Source organism: Acinetobacter sp. ANC 4558, from assembly GCF_002135375.1.
Classification (GTDB): Bacteria; Pseudomonadota; Gammaproteobacteria; order Pseudomonadales; family Moraxellaceae; genus Acinetobacter.
Map to the genome: position 1 here is coordinate 312,714 of NZ_NEGH01000003.1, position 21,285 is coordinate 333,998.

At 35.8% G+C, this 21,285-nt stretch carries 18 protein-coding genes; 8 read left to right on the plus strand and 10 right to left on the minus strand.

Annotated elements, in window-relative coordinates; all coding sequences use genetic code 11:
- Nucleotides 1-23: 23 nt before the first annotated feature.
- Nucleotides 24-1,202 carry a transcriptional regulator gene (locus B9T31_RS06050; protein WP_086181056.1) on the minus strand — a complete coding sequence of 393 codons (1,179 nt, stop codon included), beginning with the start codon at nucleotides 1,200-1,202 and terminating at the stop codon, nucleotides 24-26.
- 272 nt (nucleotides 1,203-1,474) lie between these two features.
- On the opposite strand from B9T31_RS06050, the gene B9T31_RS06055 reads away from it, so the two are divergent.
- Complete coding sequence (locus B9T31_RS06055) at nucleotides 1,475-2,986, plus strand: aldehyde dehydrogenase family protein (RefSeq protein ID WP_086181057.1); 1,512 nt, start codon at nucleotides 1,475-1,477, stop codon at nucleotides 2,984-2,986.
- A 132-nt stretch (nucleotides 2,987-3,118) separates the two neighbouring features.
- Here the strand turns inward: B9T31_RS06055 and B9T31_RS06060 are convergent, their stop codons facing one another.
- On the minus strand, nucleotides 3,119-5,089 hold the full coding sequence (locus tag B9T31_RS06060) for a gamma-glutamyltransferase family protein (RefSeq protein WP_086181058.1): 1,971 nt from the start codon (nucleotides 5,087-5,089) through the stop codon (nucleotides 3,119-3,121).
- A gap of 179 nt (nucleotides 5,090-5,268) precedes the next feature.
- Between B9T31_RS06060 and B9T31_RS06065 the strand changes: the two genes are divergently transcribed.
- A complete protein-coding gene (locus B9T31_RS06065) occupies nucleotides 5,269-5,982 on the plus strand; it encodes a glutamine amidotransferase (RefSeq protein WP_086181059.1) in 714 nt (237 codons plus the stop codon).
- A gap of 66 nt (nucleotides 5,983-6,048) precedes the next feature.
- Here B9T31_RS06065 and B9T31_RS06070 read toward each other — a convergent pair whose 3' ends face one another.
- Nucleotides 6,049-7,773 carry a glutamine--tRNA ligase/YqeY domain fusion protein gene (locus B9T31_RS06070; RefSeq protein WP_086181060.1) on the minus strand — a complete coding sequence of 575 codons (1,725 nt, stop codon included), beginning with the start codon at nucleotides 7,771-7,773 and terminating at the stop codon, nucleotides 6,049-6,051.
- 166 nt (nucleotides 7,774-7,939) lie between these two features.
- Between B9T31_RS06070 and B9T31_RS06075 the strand changes: the two genes are divergently transcribed.
- Together B9T31_RS06075 and B9T31_RS06080 are read left to right on the plus strand one after the other, a co-directional pair.
- Nucleotides 7,940-8,449 (plus strand): peptidylprolyl isomerase, encoded by a 510-nt coding sequence (locus B9T31_RS06075; protein ID WP_086181061.1) that lies wholly within the window; start codon nucleotides 7,940-7,942, stop codon nucleotides 8,447-8,449.
- Between the two features lie 118 nt (nucleotides 8,450-8,567).
- A complete protein-coding gene (locus tag B9T31_RS06080; RefSeq protein WP_086181062.1) occupies nucleotides 8,568-9,287 on the plus strand; it encodes a UDP-2,3-diacylglucosamine diphosphatase in 720 nt (239 codons plus the stop codon).
- Nucleotides 9,288-9,379: 92 nt separating this feature from the next.
- Here B9T31_RS06080 and B9T31_RS06085 read toward each other — a convergent pair whose 3' ends face one another.
- Nucleotides 9,380-9,589 carry a cold-shock protein gene (locus B9T31_RS06085; RefSeq protein ID WP_054582050.1) on the minus strand — a complete coding sequence of 70 codons (210 nt, stop codon included), beginning with the start codon at nucleotides 9,587-9,589 and terminating at the stop codon, nucleotides 9,380-9,382.
- An 813-nt stretch (nucleotides 9,590-10,402) separates the two neighbouring features.
- On the opposite strand from B9T31_RS06085, the gene B9T31_RS06090 reads away from it, so the two are divergent.
- From B9T31_RS06090 to B9T31_RS06110, 4 genes are all read left to right on the plus strand, one after another.
- Nucleotides 10,403-10,966, plus strand: a complete 564-nt coding sequence (locus B9T31_RS06090; protein WP_086181063.1) for a LexA family protein — start codon at nucleotides 10,403-10,405, stop codon at nucleotides 10,964-10,966.
- Between the two features lie 467 nt (nucleotides 10,967-11,433).
- Nucleotides 11,434-12,789 carry an MFS transporter gene (locus B9T31_RS06100; RefSeq protein ID WP_086181064.1) on the plus strand — a complete coding sequence of 452 codons (1,356 nt, stop codon included), beginning with the start codon at nucleotides 11,434-11,436 and terminating at the stop codon, nucleotides 12,787-12,789.
- A 59-nt stretch (nucleotides 12,790-12,848) separates the two neighbouring features.
- Entirely contained in the window at nucleotides 12,849-13,625 is a 777-nt protein-coding gene (locus tag B9T31_RS06105) for an alpha/beta hydrolase (RefSeq protein ID WP_086181065.1), read from the plus strand.
- A gap of 415 nt (nucleotides 13,626-14,040) precedes the next feature.
- Nucleotides 14,041-14,766, plus strand: a complete 726-nt coding sequence (locus tag B9T31_RS06110) for an outer membrane protein (protein WP_086181066.1) — start codon at nucleotides 14,041-14,043, stop codon at nucleotides 14,764-14,766.
- Nucleotides 14,767-14,807: 41 nt separating this feature from the next.
- Here B9T31_RS06110 and B9T31_RS06115 read toward each other — a convergent pair whose 3' ends face one another.
- The 6 genes from B9T31_RS06115 to B9T31_RS06140 all read right to left on the minus strand — a co-directional run.
- The gene (locus B9T31_RS06115) at nucleotides 14,808-15,290 is read right to left on the minus strand and encodes a hypothetical protein (protein ID WP_086181067.1); all 483 of its coding nucleotides are present in this window, start codon (nucleotides 15,288-15,290) and stop codon (nucleotides 14,808-14,810) included.
- Nucleotides 15,287-15,901, minus strand: a complete 615-nt coding sequence (locus tag B9T31_RS06120; RefSeq protein WP_086181068.1) for a lysozyme — start codon at nucleotides 15,899-15,901, stop codon at nucleotides 15,287-15,289. The genes B9T31_RS06115 and B9T31_RS06120 overlap by 4 nt, the downstream gene beginning before the upstream one ends.
- A gap of 61 nt (nucleotides 15,902-15,962) precedes the next feature.
- Nucleotides 15,963-16,349 carry a hypothetical protein gene (locus tag B9T31_RS06125; protein WP_086181069.1) on the minus strand — a complete coding sequence of 129 codons (387 nt, stop codon included), beginning with the start codon at nucleotides 16,347-16,349 and terminating at the stop codon, nucleotides 15,963-15,965.
- A gap of 73 nt (nucleotides 16,350-16,422) precedes the next feature.
- Nucleotides 16,423-17,184, minus strand: coding sequence for a hypothetical protein (locus B9T31_RS06130; RefSeq protein ID WP_086181070.1), 762 nt, complete (start codon nucleotides 17,182-17,184; stop codon nucleotides 16,423-16,425).
- A 3-nt stretch (nucleotides 17,185-17,187) separates the two neighbouring features.
- Entirely contained in the window at nucleotides 17,188-18,843 is a 1,656-nt protein-coding gene (locus B9T31_RS06135; RefSeq protein ID WP_086181071.1) for a M14 family metallopeptidase, read from the minus strand.
- 56 nt (nucleotides 18,844-18,899) lie between these two features.
- On the minus strand, nucleotides 18,900-21,285 hold a 2,386-nt coding region (locus tag B9T31_RS06140; protein WP_171264702.1), incomplete at its 5' end, for a host specificity factor TipJ family phage tail protein.

Genomic DNA, 21,285 nt, shown 5'->3' on the forward strand with positions numbered 1-21,285 from the left:
AACAAAAATCTTTTCCTATTGACTCATAACTTTTGATATTTAAGTAAATTTTGATGTGCTAAATGATGTTGTGGAATAAGCTCCATGAGTCGTTCTACAGCATCCACTGCATCAGGTGAGTGAGACAAATGTTGTAATAAGATATCACTATTATTTGAATTAAAGATCGCTTCGCTTAAACGAGACTCCAAACAATCACGCCAGGCACATAAAAAAGGACTTTCAGTTTTGACCAAAAAAACGCCTCGGCACAGCTTTAGAGCAGTTTCAATGTACCCTGCATCTAAGGCTTTCTCCACCTGCATAAAATCTGCATCTATATCAATTTGAAATTTATAAGGTCTTGAGGTGAGATGCAGTCCAAAAATATCTTTTAATTGAGACATTTCGGCTTTCAATGTTCCCATACTCACAGGGCGATCACCATATAAGGCCTGATGTAAGTTTTCTAAATTAACCCCTTGAGGGCACAATGCCAAAATACAGACAATTTCTATTTGACGAGGTGTGAGTTCAACAACTCTTCCATTGAGTAAAACTTGCGGTGTATTAAAGGTTCGAAGATGTAAATATTGTCGATGACTTTCCAATAAACTATTTTGTAAAATAGATGCACAGCGTTCTACAGCGAGCAGTCCTAAACTATTATGATTTTTCCATGTTGTTGATAAATCAATGACACCCAAGATTTGTTTTGAAAACGGATCAATGATTGGTGCGGCATAGCATACCCAATCTTGAATAGATTCAAGATAATGTTCATTAGAAAATACGCAGGTCGATTTTTGCGTTTTTAAGGTCAATGCCAAAGCATTCGTACCGACTGTATTTTCACTCCATTGTCCACCTTCAATAAAGTTTGCATTTTCAGCAGCACTTTGCATTTTCTTACTAGATGCAGTCCATAAAATTGTACTTCCCATATCACCAACTGCAACAACCATTGAAGATTGTGCTGCGATATGCCCCAATTCGTCTTGACATAAAACAAGTGCTTTTGCTAACAAATTAGATTGACCTTTATCTATTTTAACTAAAGGCGCACATGTTCTTTCAACTGGAATATTTGCCGAACTTGATCTTTCCCAAGAACTTACAATACTTTGACTAATTTGATATGCATGATGTGCAGAACGGCTACTCCCCTCACGTAATCGTTCAATTTTTTGACGAATTTTAATTAAATTTCGATGTCCTATCATGGTTTTAATCCTGCTTTTTACAGTCAGCCATATGAAATTTACATTCAATTTTTGTCGTTATTTTTAGCTCTGAATGCGTTATAGTCAGAGTAACTTACCCTATTTTTCATCTAATTGTCCAATTAAATTATAATATTTCATCATTAATTTCCACTCAACTTACTCAATTTGAGTGTCTATATTTTTCAATGATTCACTGACCAACCTTTTTCCAACCTTATCTCTACTAAGCTCATTTATACAAAGGAAAAATTAATTTAGAGGGAAGTATCATGCGTTACGCAGATCCAAATACAGATGGTGCAAAAGTTCATTTTAAAAAACAATATGAAAACTTTATTGGTGGCAAATGGGTCGCGCCCGTAAAAGGCGAATATTTTGATAATCTCTCTCCAGTCAATGGTGAGGTCTTTACTCGTGTACCTCGCTCAACTGTAGAAGATATTGAACTTGCGCTTGATGCAGCACATGCCGCAAAAGCGCAGTGGAATACATCATCACCAACGATTCGTTCAAATATTCTCCTTAAAATTGCAGATCGTTTAGAAGAAAATCTTGAATTACTCGCTGTTGCAGAAACATGGGAAAATGGTAAACCAATTCGTGAAACCTTAGCTGCAGATATTCCATTATGTATTGACCATTTCCGCTATTTTGCAGGCTGTATTCGTAGTCAAGAAGGTGGTATTTCTGAAATTGACAAAGACACCATTGCTTATCATTTTCACGAACCTTTAGGTGTTGTCGGACAAATCATTCCTTGGAATTTTCCAATTTTAATGGCTGCTTGGAAATTAGCACCAGCACTTGCAGCAGGAAACTGTATTGTCCTTAAACCTGCAGAACAAACTCCTACAAGTATTTTGGTATTGGCTGAATTAATTCAAGATATACTACCGCCTGGTGTTTTGAATATTGTCAATGGCTACGGTATAGAAGTTGGACGTCCTCTAGCAACAAATCCGCGTATTGCTAAAATTGCCTTTACTGGCTCAACAGCAGTTGGTCAGCAAATTATGCAATATGCGACTGAAAATATCATTCCTGTCACTTTAGAGTTAGGCGGTAAATCGCCTAATATTTTCTTTGAAGATATCTTAGATCAAAATGATGAGTTTGTAGATAAAGCACTCGAAGGTTTTGCAATGTTTGCACTAAACCAAGGTGAAGTTTGCACATGCCCATCTCGTGCTTTAATTCAAGAAAGTATTGCAGATCGCTTCTTGGAAAAAGCTGTAGAACGTGTTAAACGAATTAAAACAGGTCATCCACTCGATACAACCACAATGATTGGTGCTCAGGCATCGCAAGAGCAACAAGATAAAATTCTTGGCTGTATTGCAACAGGTCGTGCTGAAGGTGCTCAAATCCTTACAGGTGGTGGTGAACGCCATGAAGTTGGTACAGGTTTCTATATTGAACCGACTATTTTTAAAGGAAATAACAACATGAAAATTTTCCAAGAGGAAATTTTCGGACCTGTTTTATCTGTAACAACCTTTAAAGACTTTGATGATGCCATCAAAATTGCCAATGACACTATTTATGGTTTAGGCGCTGGTGTTTGGTCACGCTCTGCACATACTTCATATCGTGCTGGTCGTGCTATTCAAGCTGGTCGTGTCTGGACAAATTGTTATCATATTTATCCTGCACATGCTGCATTTGGTGGATATAAAAAGTCTGGTATTGGTCGTGAAAACCATAAAATGATGTTAGATCATTACCAACAAACTAAAAACTTACTGGTGAGCTATTCAACACAACCTGCAGGTTTCTTTTAATCCAATCTAACCCATAAAATAATGAAGCAGAGATCCGTTTATCTGATCTCTGCTTTAATTAAGATTTGCTAGTTATTTTAGCTAAACTTTTATGCTCAATAAAACGCACAATCTACTTTAAATAAATTGAATTTATTTTCTATCCCCTAAAGCAAGCCCTTCTCTACGCGGATCTACGCCTGCGACATATTTAGCATTCAACTGATGCTGTGCATTCTTCATAATGGTTGCAACACCACTGGTTTGAGCACCAAAATTAATGATATGCCCTTTAGATTCTAAATTTTGAATCAATCCAGTTAAATTTAATGTTGTATTTGAGCTATCAATATTGGTCATAACACTATTCGTTGCACCAAAATTCATCATGGCTGTGGCCTGCTGAGCATCTAAGTTCCAGTCCATCATGCCAATTAAGGTTTTGACAACAAATTGAATAATTGTTCCACCACCTGGTGAGCCAGTCGCAGCAAAGAAATCTCCTGCTTTTGTACCGTTAAATACAATTGTTGGTGCCATTGTACTTCTTGGTCGTTTATTGGGTTGTATACGATTTGCAATGGCTAAACCAGTACTATCTACTGGTTGAGCTGAAAAGTCAGTCAATTGATTTGACAGCAAAAAACCATCAACCATGTGAAAAGATCCCATACTAGACTCAACAGTAGAAGTAACAGAAGCAATATTTCCATATGCATCTACAATGGTAAATTGGGTTGTTCCAAATTCAACTGTTTTATCTTTTCCAGCACTTATATTAAAATTCCCTGCCTGTGCAACGCCCATACTTTTATTAGTTTGTATCAGTGCTGCTCGTTGTTTCAAATAGTCTTTATTTATTAAACTTGGAATACCATTTGCTGGCAAAGCTACAAAATCTGTATCTGCAACATATTTATCTCGATCAGCATAAGCCAAACGTTCCGCTTCAGAAATTAAATGTACCGCTGCAGCTTGTGGAATCCCTCCATTATTTTCCATTTGTTGTGGCTTTAATGTAGCCAAGTCAAAATTTTCTAAAATACCCAAAGTCTGCGCCACTGCAACTCCTCCAGAAGATGGTGGTGGCATCGTACAGACATAGTATTGATTGCGATATGTTGTACATACTGGTTCTCTTTTAATCGCTTTATAATTTTGTAAGTCTTGTACGGTCATTAAACTTGGTGTCATCGGGGTTCTTGCTTCATCATCCCCCACGGTTTGCCCTGCTTTCTTGACAATATTATTTGCCATTTCACCAGAATACATTGCCTGAACACCTTGCTGTGCAATTTTCTGAATACTTGCGGCATACGCTGCATTTTTTAATGTTTCACCCACTTGATATGCTGTGCCATCTGCTTTAAAAAATGTCTGTGTGGCTTCTTTATCTAATTTTAAAAATGGAGCACTGCCTTGAATTGCATCAGCCAACCGCCCAGGAACTTTAAATCCATTAGATGCCAACGAAATACTTTCTTTAAATAATTGATTCCAAGCTAATTTCCCATATTCTTTATGCGCAAGATCAAACATTTTCATTACTCCTGGCACACCAATAGAACGACCACTACGTCGTGCATTAGGCGCAGGCTCAACTGAATTTATATCAGCTTGATTTTGTCGAATTAGATAATACTCTGTTGCAGCTGCTGGTGCAGTTTCACGACCATCATATGCCGTTACTTTTTTTGTTTTAGCATCGTAGTACACCATAAATGCACTCCCCGCAATCGTACTTGATTGCGGTTCAACCAAACCTAGAACGGCCTGTACAGCAATTGCTGCATCTACAGCTGAACCACCAGCTTTTAATACATCACATCCTGCTTTCGTTGCTAAAGGTGTATTAGCAACCACCATATATTTATCTGAGTATTGTGCTTTTATTCCTGTCCTATAACCAGAAGCAGGTTCTGGAAATGCAGGATCACCTTGCTGATCTGAACCAACCACCACATTTGAACCATTACTCGTTTGTGCTGTACAACTATATGGATTGTTATCGACTTCAAGCTGAGAAGATACTTTTATACCACCTCGATTAGATTGATCATTACATCCATTTAAGACAAATAGACTTGCCACCGATACCATGACAATATATTTTTTATTTTCCATGATTGACTCCACGATTTCTTTTATTATTTTCAATACCATCCTTGTTTTGATTTAATAAAGCATATATAAAATCACATTATTAAAAATAAACAATAAATAGATAACATACTATTGAATAAATATAAAATAGAAAAGTAAAAACCAGTACAATCATTACAAATTATAGAGATCTTTTCATCATGCATAACGCAATAAATTTACCCGATACGATATATGCTGTACAACATTCAGCTTTTGAAGATTTAGGTACTTTAGAAGATACTTTTTATCAGCTGGGTTTTCGTGTTCGTTATTTTGAAGCCGGTGTAGATGATTTAACTCAAGCCTACCAACACAATGGATTAACCATTATTTTAGGTGGACCGATCGGTGTTTATGAAACACATGATTATCCATTCCTACAAAATGAAATAGACTTACTTAAAGTACGTTTAAAAAATAATCTGCCAACTTTAGGAATTTGTTTAGGGGCACAACTGATTGCACATGCCCTAGGTGCTCAAGTTTATACCGGTCATGCAAAAGAAATTGGTTGGTCTGCACTTAAAATTCTACCGACGGAAAATAATCTACTATCAACATTAACTGATATTTCTGTATTACACTGGCATGGTGATACTTTTCATTTACCAGAAAATGCCACTTTACTGGCAAGCTCCTACGTTTACCCCAATCAAGCTTTTCACGTTGGAAAAAATATTCTAGCTTTACAGTTTCATCTGGAAGTCGAAACACAACGTATGGAAAAGTGGTTAATTGGACATACTGTTGAATTGCGTCAGGCTGAGATAGATATTCCAAAATTACGTGCCGAAAATTTAGAATATGCACCAATACTGGCGTCTTCTGCGCAACGTCTTATTCAAAACTTTATGTATCAATTAGAAATTTAAATTCATAAAAAAGACATCATTAAATGAATGATGTCTTTTTAAATAAACCCTATATTTCAGTTAATGCTATTTCGCAGGTTTAAAACTATCCTTTAAATCCAAAATACGATTAAACACGAGTTTTTCTGGTGAATGATCATACTGATCTGCAACAAAATATCCTTCACGTTCAAACTGAAAACGATCCTCAGGTTTTGCAGATGCAAGTGCAGGCTCAACAATTGCTTGCACAATTTTAAGAGATTCTGGATTTAAATTATCAAGAAAATCTTCCCCAACTTCAGGGTCAGATTCTGTAAATAAACGATCATATATACGAACTTCAGCAGGTACACCACTAACAGCAGAAACCCAATGGATCACACCTTTCACTTTACGCCCTTCAGGGTTTTTTCCTAAAGTATCAGGATCAATTGAGCACTTTAATTCAATGATTTCACCTTGAGCATCTTTAATAATTTCATCGCATTTAATCACATAAGCATGACGTAAACGAACTTCTCCATCTACGGTCAAACGCTTAAATCCTTTTGGTGGAATTTCTTCAAAATCCTTACGATCAATATATATTTCAGATGTTAATGGAATTACACGCTCTCCCATATCAACATTTGGGTGACGTGCATGAGTTAAATCAAGTGCTTCAGGTAAATTCGTCAGCGTGACTTTAAGCGGATTCAGTACTGCCATGCCACGTGATGCTGTATTTTCTAGAGACTGACGAATACAATATTCAAGCATTGCGACATCAACAATACCATCAGACTTAGACACACCGACGCGTTTACAGAAATCTCTTAAACCTTCTGGCGTGAATCCACGGCGACGCATGCCAACGACTGTAGGCATACGTGGATCATTCCATCCCTGAACAAAACCACCCTCAACCAAGCGACGAAGTTTACGCTTAGATGTAATGGTATAGTCAATATTTAAGCGACTAGATTCATACTGATGAGGAACTGAATTAGATTTAACTTTTTCAATAACCCAATCATAAAATGGACGATGATCTTGGAACTCTAAAGTACATAATGAATGTGTAATCCCTTCAATTGCATCTGACAATGGATGGGCATAATCATACATTGGGTACATTTTCCATTGATCACCTGTTTGATGATGCACTGAATGCAATACACGATATAAAATTGGGTCACGCATATGCACATTCGGTGAAGCCATATCTATTTTCGCACGTAGTACAGCCTTGCCTTCGCCCAAACCGCCACTATTCATTGCTTCAAAATTTTTAAGATTCTCTTCAACTGAAGCTTCACGATACGGTGAATTTTTACCAAATTCCTTAAAATTACCACGATTCAGTTTAATTTCTTCAGGAGATTGCAAATCTACATAAGCATCACCTTGTTGAATTAATTGAATCGCCCATGCATGAAGTTGATCAAAATAGCTTGACGCATAACGAGGAGCGCCATCCCAGTTAAAACCAAGCCATTGAACATCATTGGCAATACCATCAACATATTCTTGTTCTTCTGCATCAGGGTTTGTATCATCAAAGCGCAGATTACATAAACCTTCAAATTCTTTTGCAATACCGAAGTTTAAACAAATAGCTTTAACGTGACCAATATGTAAATAACCATTTGGCTCTGGTGGGAATCGTGTAATCACTTTTTGAGTACGACCCGCAGCCAAATCATCTGTTATCACTTGGCGAATAAAGTCTAAGCCTGGTTGTTGTTCTTGCTGCACGGCGTCGACAGAGACATTATTATTGGTTGTCGGATGGTTTGGCAGGGATGAAACAACATCATTTGACTTCATAGTAGTAAAATCACTTTCAAATTAATATTTAGGACAATTAAAACGCATTTCTTCAATTTTAACAAAGAAAATAACGTTTTTACTTGCCTTGTAGTTTACAGTTTGCTTATTCTTCTCACAACCATAAAACCCATGGCTTTGATGTCCATGATCAGGAGATTACACAATGAGTTTTCCTCAAGTTGAATTAAACACCAATAAAGGTCGTATTGTTCTTGAGCTTAACAGCGAAAAAGCACCTATTACTGTTGCTAACTTCTTAGAATACGTTCGTGACGGTTTCTATGATGGCGTAATTTTCCACCGCGTTATTGATAGCTTTATGGTTCAAGGCGGCGGTATGGATGAAAACTTCAAAGAAAAAGCAACGCGTGATGCAATTGAAAATGAAGCAGATAACGGTCTAAGCAATGATGAGGGTACGATTGCGATGGCACGTACTCAAGCACCTCATTCAGCTTCTGCACAATTCTTCATTAACGTTAAAAACAACTCTTTCTTAAACCATACTGGCAAAACTGCTCAAGGTTGGGGCTATGCAGTATTTGGCAAAGTGGTAGAAGGTTTAGATGTTGTAGAAGCAATTAAAGGCGTTCGTACAGGTAACCGTGGTTATCATGCAGATGTCCCTTTAGAAAACGTAGTGATTGAATCTGCAAAAATTATTTCGGAATAAAAGCGACTCTCTTTGCCATTTAGAACGAATAAAGTATGACTTTATAAAAAAGAGTAAATGGATCGACTTCCTCTAATTGATTAGGGGAAGTATTAAAGATTTATAAAGGACGAGCGCTGTGACCTATCTGTTTATCTCAGACTTACATTTATCGCCTGAACATCCTCAACTCATTCGAGGATTTTTAAAGCTATTAAATAGCTATCAGCATAAAAACACACATCTTTATATCCTTGGAGACTGGTTTAATGCATGGATTGGTGATGACTATACAGCAGCTTGGCTAGATGAAATTATTGAACATTTAAGAATATTTACCAAAGCTGGGAATCAAGTTTATTTTCAAGTGGGTAATCGTGATTTTGCTTTAAATCAGACTTTTTTAAATCAATTTTCAGGACATTTACTGCCCGATATTTACAACCTTCATATTGGCTCAACCACCATTCGACTTGAACATGGTGATGCATTATGTACAGACGACATTTCCTATCAGCGGTTTAGAAAAATTATTAGAAACCCTCTCCTAATTGCGATATTACGTAAAACCCCGCTGTCATTTCGTAAAAAATTAGTTAATGGATTTCGTAAAAAAAGTATTCAATCTAAAGAACTTAAAGCCTATGACATTATGGATGTCAATCAACGAGCTGTGTTTGAGGTAATGGATAACATTGATTTACTCATTCATGGACATACACATCGACCTGAAATACATCAAATCAATCAAAAGAAAAGAATTGTACTCGGAGATTGGCGAGAGCATCAGGCTAAAATCTTAGAAATTTCATCAGAAGCAGGCATTTCAACATTACAACTGATAGACTGGGATTATTAGTTATTAAATAGTTACCCATATAAAAAAAGAAGAGCAAAAGCTCTTCTTTTTGTTCATATAAAATCAAATCTTATATGAACTTTTCATCCAACTTATAGTGGACGAATTGCGCTTGCTTGTGGACCGCGCTTACCATCAACAACTTCAAACTGAACACGTTGACCTTCGTTAAGCACTTTAAAACCACTTGTTTGAATTTCGCTATAGTGAGCGAAAACGTCTGGACCATTATCTACAGCGATAAATCCAAAACCTTTAGTTTCGTTAAACCATTTAACTGTACCAGTTAAAATATTTGACATATGTATTTCCAAATAAAGTTTTTAAAATTAAGTAATCAATCCAAAATTTGAAACGGAATAAATCTAAAAAACGAAGATGGATGACAACGAAAAAAAGATTCTGGGTTACAAAAATTTAATTGTTATACTTATTTTTCATGATACAGGCTTTTTTGACTTATACAAGAAAATTATGACGAAATACACCTTAAAAATGAACTTTATATTTCTCAACCTTCCTATTTTCATATGTTCAAAGCATTTGGTGGAAAACCAGACTAAATCATTACCCTACCACAGAATATATTTTTTCCCGATTGAGTATTATTTTTATTCCTCATCACTTAGAACGCTTAATTCTGTGATATTAACTTTGCATTTAATTGTATTGGCTGTATATAAATATAAGTCATTGTTTATAAATGTATATATATTTTCCAATACTTCGCATTAAGTAGCAACAACAGTCTGTATTTATAATTCAACAGTCTACAAATCAGTCTACATTTTTATTGGTACCCTCACTAATAAAGGTACCATCAGTTTTATTCAAGCACCCTTCACTTAATCGCCGTGCATCTAATGGAAACAAGTACCTAAAATATAGAAAGATGATGCAAGCTTGATTTGAATATTATGGTAATTTAAAAATAGAATCGAATAAGAAGTAATCTTAATAGAGGCTGATATTGTGAGTGGGTGGAAAGACTAAATTTTACAATTCCCATGAACAATGTTACTAGTACTTCATAAAAACTATCCACAACATTTAAATTTGAATTTATTTTAACCAGCATATACTATTTGATTGAGTAACTTTATCGAATAAATGATATGTCAAATAATCACGGTGGAAAGCGCGAAGGCGCTGGTAGAAAGTTTATTTACAATGAACCAACAAAGGTGCTCAGAGTTCCAGAGTCGCGCATTGTTGAAATTAAAAACTATCTAAAGAAAACATCAAGACATGACGATATATCTGATATTCGTCAAGTTGATCCAGTGACTCATGTTCAAATACAGTTAGCTCATGAGCGTGTAGCTGCTGGCTTTCCATCTCCTGCTCAAGATTACGTTGATAAAACATTAGACTTAAATGAACATTTAATTCGAAATGCTGAAGCGACTTTTATTGTACGTGTTAATTCTCAGTCTATGCTAGGCATTGGAATTGATATTAATGATGAACTCATTGTTGATCGAAGCTTAGAAGCAAAACACCGTGATATTGTCATTGCACTCCTTGATAATGATTTCACGGTCAAGCGGTTGATGATTGAAAGTGGCACATATTGGCTAAAAGCTGAGAATCCTGAATTTTCCGATATCCACCTAACGGATGGTCAGGAACTTGTGATTTGGGGTGTTGTCACTCGTGTCATTAAGAATTTTAGATAATGAAACATAAAAATAAGATCTATGCACTCATTGATGTTAATAACTGTTATGTCAGTTGTGAGCTTGTATGCAATCCTAAACTGAACAACGTCTGTCATTCTTTTCCCTCATTATGGCCTATCAATAAATTCTAAGTATAAATATTTCATTTCTACATTATTTTGGATAAAAAAAAGGAAAATATGGATATTTAAATCAAATAGCCTGACCTTAACATTAAGGGCTAAAATTTATTTAATGCTTTTATCTTGATTCAAGCAAGCCCTCCATAGGGATATGCTTTTAAGTTTGGATTACTAGTAGTTAATCTATAATTTCAGTAATTTGACGTTCAATCATAAACAAGTCAAAAATTAGTAAAAACTATTATCGCTTGATGATCTAATTTACTGGAATTAAAGATAAATTAAATAGATGCTGCTGTTTTTTGAATGAAGATTAATGACAGGGAATACGGATTTTATATAATGAATATGATAAATGTAAGTCAAATAGTGGATGAAGCGCCAATGAATAAATTTCATTGGTCTTTAATTTTTTTTTGCACGTTAATCATTATCTTTGATGGATATGACTTAGTTGTTTATGGGGTTGCATTACCCCTCTTAATGCAAGAGTGGTCCATAGATTCAATTACAGCAGGTATTATTGGGAGTGTTGCTTTAGTTGGAATGATGTTCGGTGCTTTTCTTTTTGGGAGTCTTGCTGATAAATACGAGCATAAAGGAGTAACTCGCAAAAAAATTATTATAATTTGCATTATGTTATTTAGTTTTTTTACAATGCTGTGTGGTTTTTCTGATAACCCAATTGAGTTCTCAATTTATCGATTTATTGCCGGTCTAGGTATTGGCGGTGTTATGCCAAATGTGATTGCGCATGTAGGCGAATTTGCACCTAAAAAAGTTAAAAGTTTCTTTGTTACACTAATGTTCAGCGGCTATGCTATTGGAGGAATGTTTGGTGCTGTACTGGGTTCAGCACTTATTCCAATGTATGGTTGGCAAATTATATTTTTTATTGCTGGCGTTCCTCTTTTAGTTTTAATACCTATTTACAAATTCTTACCAGAATCGATTGAGTCGCTTGTTAGGCAAGGAAAAAGAAGTGATGTTATAAAGTATTTACAGAAAATATCTCCTCAATATAAATATCAAGATTATCATCAATATATACTCAACACGCCTATTAACCACAAAATGAACAGCCCTGTTTCTGAGCTCTTTAGCCAAGGACGCTTAATTAGTACTCTCATGTTTTGGCTTTCTATTTTCATGACATTACTAATGGTTTACGCCTTAGGAAGTTGGTTGCCTAAACTTATGATTGAAGCAGGATATAATTTATCTAAAAGCTTATATTTTCTTTTTGCTTTAAATATCGGGGGAATGATAGGTGCAATCTTAGGAGGATTTTTAGCTGATAGATATAATATAAAATATATTTTGATTACTATTTTTTTATTAGGTGCTATTTCCCTATATTTGATGACATTTAAACTCCCTATCATTGCTCTTTATATCTTAATTGCTTGCTCTGGGATGGCCTCTATCGGTGCACAAATCATCATTTCATCCTATATGACAAAATATTATCCCTCAAATATTCGCACTACAGGAATTGGTTGGGCCTTAGGTTTTGGTCGACTTGGGGCAATCCTTGGACCTATTTTAATCGGATGGATACTTGTTTTAAATTTAAGCTATGAGTATTACTTCTTAGCTATTTGTATACCAGCAATAATAGCGATGGTTGCAATTATATTTGTTAACGATAAACGATCAGCATTCCAATTAAAATCTGTCCCAAATAGTCAATCTTAAACTCTCCCAGAATCAGCAAAATTACTTTACGCAACTCTAGATCATCTGAAGGTATTAAAATGGATTTAAATGAAAACTTAACTGGTCACTACAATCACAAAATAGCATTTGAAAACTTTGTAGAAATATTGAATAACTTTCAACAGAAAAGTCAAATTTTTGAATTTAAAAATAATTACGAAACATTTAGTTATGGAATACATGATCGGCAAAAAATAGATAAATTCCGCGCAAAAGGGACATCTAAGGGTAGTATTATCTTTATACATGGCGGATTTTGGCAGGCAGGTGGTAAAAATGATTATAGTTACATTGCTGAAACTCTCATTAATAAAGATTTCGACGTATATATGGTGGGATATCCATTATCTCCAGAATACAAAATTGATAAGATTAATGAATCAATTCAAAGTGCTCTAGACTTTCTAACACTTGATGAAAATCTAGTTAAGCCTGTATGTTTGATTGGTCATTCTGCTGGTGCGCATTTAGCCATTTTGTCCCATCAACACCCTTTAGTTCAATCGATTGTTGCAATAAGTGGTTTATATTATCTTGAGCCACTTATTGAAACGGTTCCAGATGAAAAATTATTTATTAATCAACTTGATTATTTGAATTTAAGTCCTGGTTTAACCTTTTCATCATTGGAAAAAAATATATTTATTTGTGTAGGTGGTAATGAATTACCTGAATTTATTGCTCAATCAGTTTTAGCTAGTGAGCATTGGCAGCTTGAGACATCAATAATTGATAATGAAGATCATTTTTCAATTCTCGATCATCTTTTTACTAACACCAATCTGGTGACAGACTTCATAGATACATCTCACTAATATATATTATAAATATTCAGTAAACTATATAAGTGCTTATTAGCGCTTATATAGTTCGCCACAATAAATGTATTAGAATCATATTTCTAATTCTGTAAAAAATACACTACTGTCTTGATTTAATATTACTTTAAGCCCACTTCTCTTTAGCTCTACGATTAACTTAACCTTGTAATCGTTTATCACTAATATAACCTACACAGCACATTGATATTAGTTGATACTTTTATAGAAGTTCCTTGACTAAATTAAATTGAAGTATATTTATTAATATGACAAATCTATCAATAAAATATAATTGTGTTATTTAAAACAAATATTCATTTTAAAAAAAATTGCTTATTAATCAGAAATTAATTTATTTTTTAATTAATTAATATTACATTAATATTTAATTATTTAATCAGGAAAAATCATGAAACACCTTTTCTTAACATCAGCTATTTTATTATCATTTTCAGGATTGGCTAATGCAAATAATGGTATTTATGCATCACTAAAAGCCGGGATTAGTGATACTAAATACAAAAATAGTGAAGATAAAAGAGTTTTTGATGGAGGAGTTTTAAGTCTTGAAGCTAAAAATAATGATCAGACGAAATCTATATACCCTAATATCTCAGCTGCAGTAGGTTTTGATTTTAGTAAAATTAGTAAAATTAATGCTCGTGCTGAATTAGAATATACTTACAAGGATAAAGAGACATTCTCACCAACAATAGACAATGTGACTGCACGAGTTGGAAGCAATGTCTTTAGTGGAAAAGCTCCTGATGGATTTGTATTATTCAATAATGCACTAAGAAGCCAGTCCTTAATGGTTAATGGTTATTATGATTTTAAAAATACATCTAAATTTACACCTTATGTGGGCTTAGGCATTGGTGCTACTAGAGTAAAAAACAAGCAGACAGAAATTTCCGTTAATGATTCCGTCTCTTCTACAGATACTCACTTCACATGGTCAGCTGGAGTTGGTATTGCTTACAATGTTACAGATAATGTTGCCCTTGATCTAAGCTATAAATATGTAGATGCTGGTAAGTTTAAATTTAATAACTACGTACCAGATGGGAACTTCGATACTAAAGTTAAATTACATTCAAATGATTACTCTTTAGGTATTCGTTATAATTTTTAATAGCTATTAATATTCAAAAGCCCTCATTTAAGGGCTTTTGTTTACTCAGGCCATGCATCACTTAATCGCCGTGCATCAGCTGCGTGTTTGTCAGCTTGTTCTGCCACGTATTGATATTGTCCAATGCATTCTTGGAGTATGTCGCTATTGGTATGGGCGTACTCAATAATGGTTTCTTTGGAAGCTGTGGACATACGCTTTGTGGCTGTATCGAGTTGCTTTGACATGCTATTAATAGTGGACTTAGCATGATTAACATCAATAATGATTTCTTGCATTTTGGCATTGTGATATTTCTCTGCTTCTAAAAGTTTGTCGGACCATTCTTTTTCTTTGGATCTCGCTTCGGCTTTGGCTTGTTCAGTTAAGGCTTTAGCTTCGGCAACTTCGGTTTTGTATTTAACTTCTGCCTTAATCAGTTCACCACTCAAATGATTGGTATAAGCCAGTTGACCAAAGCAGATAAAAGAAAGGACCGCGATTGCGATCCAGTATTTATATTTCCACAGTAGGTACCAATTCATTTTAAAAATAACTCCTTCTCTTTAGCACGACGATTCACTAAGCCTTGTAGTCGTTTGCCCCCTGCATTGACCCAACGATCAAAGTTATCTGCTGCTGCTTTGAAATCACCTGCATTTAATTTAGTTAATAAAGTACTACTCTTAAATGCAGTCTCGCCAATATTGTAAACAAGAGAAGCTAAAGCATCGAATTGGTTTTGTGTCACAACAATCGTAATGTACTTATCTAAACACGCATCAACCCAAAGACAATCAAGCTTTAACCATTGTTCCGCTTGTTCCTTGGTGCATGTATCTCCTTTTTTAACGGGTTTCCCATTAATTTTGATTGTGCCAAAACCAATCGTCCAAATACCTGCCGAATCTAAGTATGCGTTTGCTCGGAAGCCTTCAAACTCACGAATAAGTGCATATCCTTTTTCCGAGATATCACGTAAGCCTGTGACAGTAGTATTAAGCTTAAAGCCTATTAGGTTAGAAAATACTTCAAGTCCATTTGCTGCAATAATCACATCACCTGCATCTACTTGCGCTTGTGTTAATTTTCCACCAGATATAGCACGAAGCCATGAATATGCCTGGGCAATTTGTTGTGATTGATCAATATTCATTTTACTTTCCTTTTGATATAAAAAAGCCGCCTAGTGGCGGCATTGATAAGATTAGTAGGGATTACCCTTGAATATCTTTTTTGGCTTTTTTAACTTCTTTAATGACTTCAACAATGGTTTTACCTTCCTGTCGGTCAATAAAATTAAATGTCCACCGTACAATTGCCCAACCTGGTAAACCGCAGACGAAAAAAAAGCCCCCAAGGGCTATCATTCCCCAAATATCAGTGACCCACTCATGCAACCCCCAACGAACAATGATGAATGCTCCACCTCCTAGACTCGAAACGATGGTACAAATCAAACCCACTGCCCATTCTTGAGGTGAGCGTGGAAATCTCATCATAATGACAACAGTTGCCACAAGTGCGATAGCAAGTGTGACTGCAAGCGCTGCGCCATAAAATTTTAAGAAGGCAGTAAGACTACCTGTAGAGACTGGTTCCATATTTTTCCTAATTTTTGGTAATAAAAAACCCCGTTCTAATTAAAGAACGAGGTTGATTGAGCTTTGTTGGGCGTTATGGAATAGCAAATTTAGACTTATAGTAACTTTCTAATTGCTTTAAGTATTCTGTATTCTCGGGCGCTGCTAAATCAATATTTAGACCACCCCATGCATATATCTTACCATTCATGTTTCTAAACCAATCCCACTCACCTGCTTTTAAACCAGTTAGTGGTGTAATCATAGCACCTGTTGTTTGAGCTCCATTTACTCGAATTTTTGCAATACCTTTAGAGTATGAAATAACTAATAAAGATGGTTTTGGAGCGGGATTTTGTAAAGTGCCATAATTTGCAGATAAAATCGTATTATTATCTGCTTCTGAGTTTCCGCGCATACGGACATTTGGTCCTGCATTATCAATTGAAATATGTATAGAAGATAAGCTATCTGCCATCACCTTTCTAATAAATCTAAAATGTCGTGCAGCACTTGGCGATGCTTCAAAATAATGATCCAAAACAACAAAGAAAGTAAAATTGTTTGGATCAATGTCGAAATCTCCAGGATAAAAAACACTATTCCCTGCATAGATCCGTTCAAGAGCTTTTTCCCCTTTTTCATTAACTACAGATATAAATCCGTTAGGCAATTCAGACATTGTACCTTTAGCCATATTTAAAATTTCTTTTGCATTTGGCGTATAGTACTCAGCATCATAATAAGCTTTAAATTCGGGAATGTGAGCAATCGCTTGACCCACTTTCGTTATTTCAACTTTACCCAGCGAAGTTGCTCCAACAGCAACATTTGATAATTTTTGAATAGTACGCATTATTTAAGCTCCAATCTCGTGTTTCATAATTTCTGTAAGTGCGGTGCGGATCACAAATAGACCATATTGACGATTTTCATATAGTGGACGAGTCCCACCAAATAGAGGTGTTTCAAACAAATAGCCCTTTTTCTTAGAGGTTTCCTGCCAATCTAAGCATGTTGTACCACCTGTATTTTTTGCTATTCTGATTGGATTCTTCTTTAAGTAATTAAAGTCTTTTTGAATCGATGCTTGGATTTTCATTGCAATTCGCTTTACAACATTCAACGTTTCAAGCTTCGATGTCCCATACCAGCCTGAGCGATAGATTCCTGCGTTGTAGTTATGGAAATCCACAAATACTGAGGCATCAGAATGTAATTGCGGTAGGCTGCAAGCAACCTGTGTTTCAGGTTGATCCAATGGTTTTTGACCTGCTTCCCCATTTGCCCATTTACTCCACCCTGCAGGGGCATTTCTATTAATATTTACACCGTTATGATTATTTCGAGTATTTGCGTCATAACCGTTCGGGCAAATCATGGGTACGATGACAATTCTAAATTGGCTTAAAAATGATGCTTCTTCAATTTCATTTGAACGATTTAAAATTTCGTTAAACAATACTGCAAACTGCAGTACTGAATCTCTTTCAATCCCATGCACACCCGTTGTCACAACCAATTTAATTGGCTGCATCTCCGCACTAGTCCAACCATTTGTCCCATCATCTTCAAACAACTTGGGGGTGTATGAGTATTGACGAATTTCATTATTTAAACCGTCATATCCCAGTACTTCACTAGATACACGATCAGGATGTTGTGCTTTTAATACATCGTAGAAATCATAAACGTCGGTATGCTTCTTAAAGATTTCAAATGAATCTTTAATATAGAGATCATCTGTAAAATCTTGCTGTACACATAACTTGCTATAATTTAAATATGGCTCTTTGTTTTTTAAGGCATTCGGATTTAATGCACTATAATTTAATTCGGAAAAATCTAGATCAGTATCTTGCTGATTATTTGAGTTAAGAATATTGAGATTTTGATCAACCGTAATGAATGCTATTTCATTTTTTTTAGTGAAAAAGTCTCGTAAATATAAGTCACTATTTCCAAATATTAGGTTTAAGTTCCGATCTACAATTTGAAATGACGGACTTTCAGGTTTGATATGAAAATCATAATGGTAGTTTTGCTGGAAGTTTCCTTCAGCATCTACTGCAATTAAAACATTCCCAATAGCATCAAGCCCTTGCCAACTATCCTGATTCGCACTTACTTGAGTATGAAAATCAAATGTTTGAATATCGCTAATTTTTTTATTTAACTGCAGTGATTTTTCATCTGTATATTGATTTGCCAAATCCTTATCACTTGCCCCAGTGTCATTCCACTTAGCGCCATCCCACAGCCATACCTTTTTGGTTTCCATGTCCTGTGCAAGACTACCTTCAATGCTTGGCTTGTATTTATCAAGTGCAGCTTTATTAGCGAAACCTCGCTTTAGCCCATTATCTAGCAATGTTTGCTCAACACCTGGTGCTGTTAAATATTCAGCTCCACGTCTTGTTTTTACCTTTTTCTTGCCATTGCCACTGACAAAATCATCTAATGAGTCCGCATCTTTATCAGCATTCTCAAGCTTTTCTATCGTAATAATCGCCATGCTTTTCCCCAGGCATAAAAAAAGCACTCTTTCGAGTGCCTGATTCGGTTTAAATCTTAGATAAATGAATGATCTTTTTCGTAATAACGTGCATCGTAATTGATACAGGTGAGATTATTCGTCAGCTCATCATTTGGACTGAGTTCGGTGAGTAGAAATGCTTGTTTCTTTGCATCTTGTTCCTCGACAATCAAATAAGTAGTCGTGATAGATCGATCTTCATCCACAACCAGTTGCTTCAATGGTGCACGACTTAAAATAACCTCATTAGGGTTATTCCCCATCACACAACTGATCATATCAACCGTGCCACTATCCATCTGCAGACATATGAAATATGTTGTCTTTGGTTTTAATTCAACATCTTGAGAGAGTGTTAAGGTCAAACCACTCACATCTTCAACTTGCCCGTCTTGGGTTCTGAGCTTTCTATTGTCAGCCACTAAAATACGATCATTTCTGATCAATAAATTAGACTCATCCAAAGCAGTGAATTCACAACTAACACTCTGATACTGCAACTTATTCCATTCTCGCCATGCCCTGGTTTTAGCCACAGCATGATTACGAATACCCGATGTTGTAATTTTCATCGGATTACGTGCCGAACCATTTTCAGGAATGGAATAAGTGGTGCGTATGTCATCATCAGGTGAAGTGTATTCAAGTTCTACACCGTCATAGTCTTTATTGATGCCGATATTAATCGTCCGTTTCTCACTACCCGGTACCTTATTGCGGTGATTAAACAACAAGACAGAATGATCTTGTGGCCCTTCAAACTTCCAACGAAGTTTATTGCCATAACGGTGTGTTTCACAAAAACATGCTGAAGCAATCATGCCTGCCTGTTCTTCAAAACTCAGATTGTCATCATCAAAGGTGTAATTAAATTCTGTTGCAGCATCCGACCCAAAATAGTTTTTAACCTTTTGAATTTCAGCTTTGATCTGAACAATATCAAGCTCAGACGCAGAACGCCGACCAATGTATTGATCTAATGCCATGTTAATTAGGGCTTGTCCTGCATCACGCGTTGCAACATACGCCCCTGTTCCATCCACACGAAGTCTACGTGTAACTAAGCAATTTAACTTTCGATCTTTGACGGACAAAGCACCATCCGTTGCCGTGGTTTTTAATCGAACCACAGTAACATCGGGGTAATTACGCTTCTGTGAAGCATAGGTGGCATATACACTCTTAATCTTCACTTCTGTAACAGGTCGGTTATTTTCCTTGGCATAGGTCTTAGCAAGACGAAAACGAAAGCTTCCTTTATCTGGTAAGTTGTAACGATAAGTGCGACCAAAACTTGATTTGGTTTGAGCCCATATGCTCCAGTCATGATTAATGATTGGCCCATAAGGTCTTTTATTCTCATCTAGCATTTGAATTTGTACTGTGACGGTACAACCTGCTTGACGCTCACCCCCTGAATCTGTTGTTGCATACATGCCTTGTGGCGCATAGACATTAAAAACTGCTTGTGTTGCTTGCTCAAATTCAATGTTAAACCATCCCACCCACTTGTTGGCCACAATCTCAAGTTCAACATTGGTTGACTTACCTTGAGTGCTACCATTAAACATGTTTGGTAATTTCAACCATTCCGCATTGACGGTACTGGCATTCGCTAGAGTGATTTGAGCTGAACTAATCGCACTGATTGAATAGATTCCATCTAAAGTCATTGAATCTGCATTCAAATTCAGGGTAATCCCTGCATTAACTGTTTGATCTTCTACAACATCATTCCAATTAAAGTTCACTTGCTTAGCATTCACCAGTTGGATCGTATAGGTGTAAATATCTTGGCTCAATGTGCGTGTGACCCGACTTACTTCATACTGTCCAGAGACATCACGAAATAAACGATCTTTAACAACTGTTGTTGATTCTCCTGTTTCAGGATCAACAATTATTTCTTCTACGATGTATTCAAATGAAGCGCCATTCAAAAGCAGTCCTTTATATCCTGCAAAGGCTTCAATATCTAATGGGCTTTGTACAATGACTTGAAAGCTCGGTGTTAATACTGCAGTACCTGATAAAATAGCATCATTAATCCCAAATCCTGCGCCTGTAATTGCGATACCATCACCGACTTTAAACGACTGAGTGAAATCGATATTTGCTGTATTTCGAATCACACCACCTGTCATGAAATAGAGGGCTTTAGATTCAAGACTTAAATCATTTGGCTTGACCAAAGACTGTCCATTAATGGCATCTGATTTTCTGACAGCGCGAGGTGCTGAAGTAAATGCAGTACCTGTTCGATAAATAGTTTCATTGCCAGTAATAGATTTATTTGGATCATAGATACTGACCGATGTGCCTTCAATCCCTTCAATGGCTGTATCACCATCTTTACAGTTATGAATTTGATAATAGCCACGACCAATGACCATTAAACACTCTTCAATTTCAATCCCATTT

Excerpts from the sequence above, each read along its gene's own strand:
- B9T31_RS06130 (WP_086181070.1), bottom strand. The coding sequence starts at position 17,184 with ATGCGTACTATTCAAAAATTATCAAATGTTGCTGTTGGAGCAACTTCG.
- B9T31_RS06055 (WP_086181057.1), top strand. The coding sequence starts at position 1,475 with ATGCGTTACGCAGATCCAAATACAGATGGTGCAAAAGTTCATTTTAAA.
- B9T31_RS06085 (WP_054582050.1), bottom strand. The coding sequence starts at position 9,589 with ATGTCAAATATTTTAACTGGTACAGTTAAATGGTTTAACGAAACTAAA.
- B9T31_RS06110 (WP_086181066.1), top strand. The coding sequence starts at position 14,041 with ATGAAACACCTTTTCTTAACATCAGCTATTTTATTATCATTTTCAGGA.
- B9T31_RS06060 (WP_086181058.1), bottom strand. The coding sequence starts at position 5,089 with ATGGAAAATAAAAAATATATTGTCATGGTATCGGTGGCAAGTCTATTT.
- B9T31_RS06105 (WP_086181065.1), top strand. The coding sequence starts at position 12,849 with ATGGATTTAAATGAAAACTTAACTGGTCACTACAATCACAAAATAGCA.
- B9T31_RS06065 (WP_086181059.1), top strand. The coding sequence starts at position 5,269 with ATGCATAACGCAATAAATTTACCCGATACGATATATGCTGTACAACAT.
- B9T31_RS06070 (WP_086181060.1), bottom strand. The coding sequence starts at position 7,773 with ATGAAGTCAAATGATGTTGTTTCATCCCTGCCAAACCATCCGACAACC.
- B9T31_RS06115 (WP_086181067.1), bottom strand. The coding sequence starts at position 15,290 with ATGAATTGGTACCTACTGTGGAAATATAAATACTGGATCGCAATCGCG.
- B9T31_RS06120 (WP_086181068.1), bottom strand. The coding sequence starts at position 15,901 with ATGAATATTGATCAATCACAACAAATTGCCCAGGCATATTCATGGCTT.
- B9T31_RS06125 (WP_086181069.1), bottom strand. The coding sequence starts at position 16,349 with ATGGAACCAGTCTCTACAGGTAGTCTTACTGCCTTCTTAAAATTTTAT.
- B9T31_RS06050 (WP_086181056.1), bottom strand. The coding sequence starts at position 1,202 with ATGATAGGACATCGAAATTTAATTAAAATTCGTCAAAAAATTGAACGA.
- B9T31_RS06090 (WP_086181063.1), top strand. The coding sequence starts at position 10,403 with ATGTCAAATAATCACGGTGGAAAGCGCGAAGGCGCTGGTAGAAAGTTT.
- B9T31_RS06075 (WP_086181061.1), top strand. The coding sequence starts at position 7,940 with ATGAGTTTTCCTCAAGTTGAATTAAACACCAATAAAGGTCGTATTGTT.
- B9T31_RS06135 (WP_086181071.1), bottom strand. The coding sequence starts at position 18,843 with ATGGCGATTATTACGATAGAAAAGCTTGAGAATGCTGATAAAGATGCG.
- B9T31_RS06100 (WP_086181064.1), top strand. The coding sequence starts at position 11,434 with ATGAATATGATAAATGTAAGTCAAATAGTGGATGAAGCGCCAATGAAT.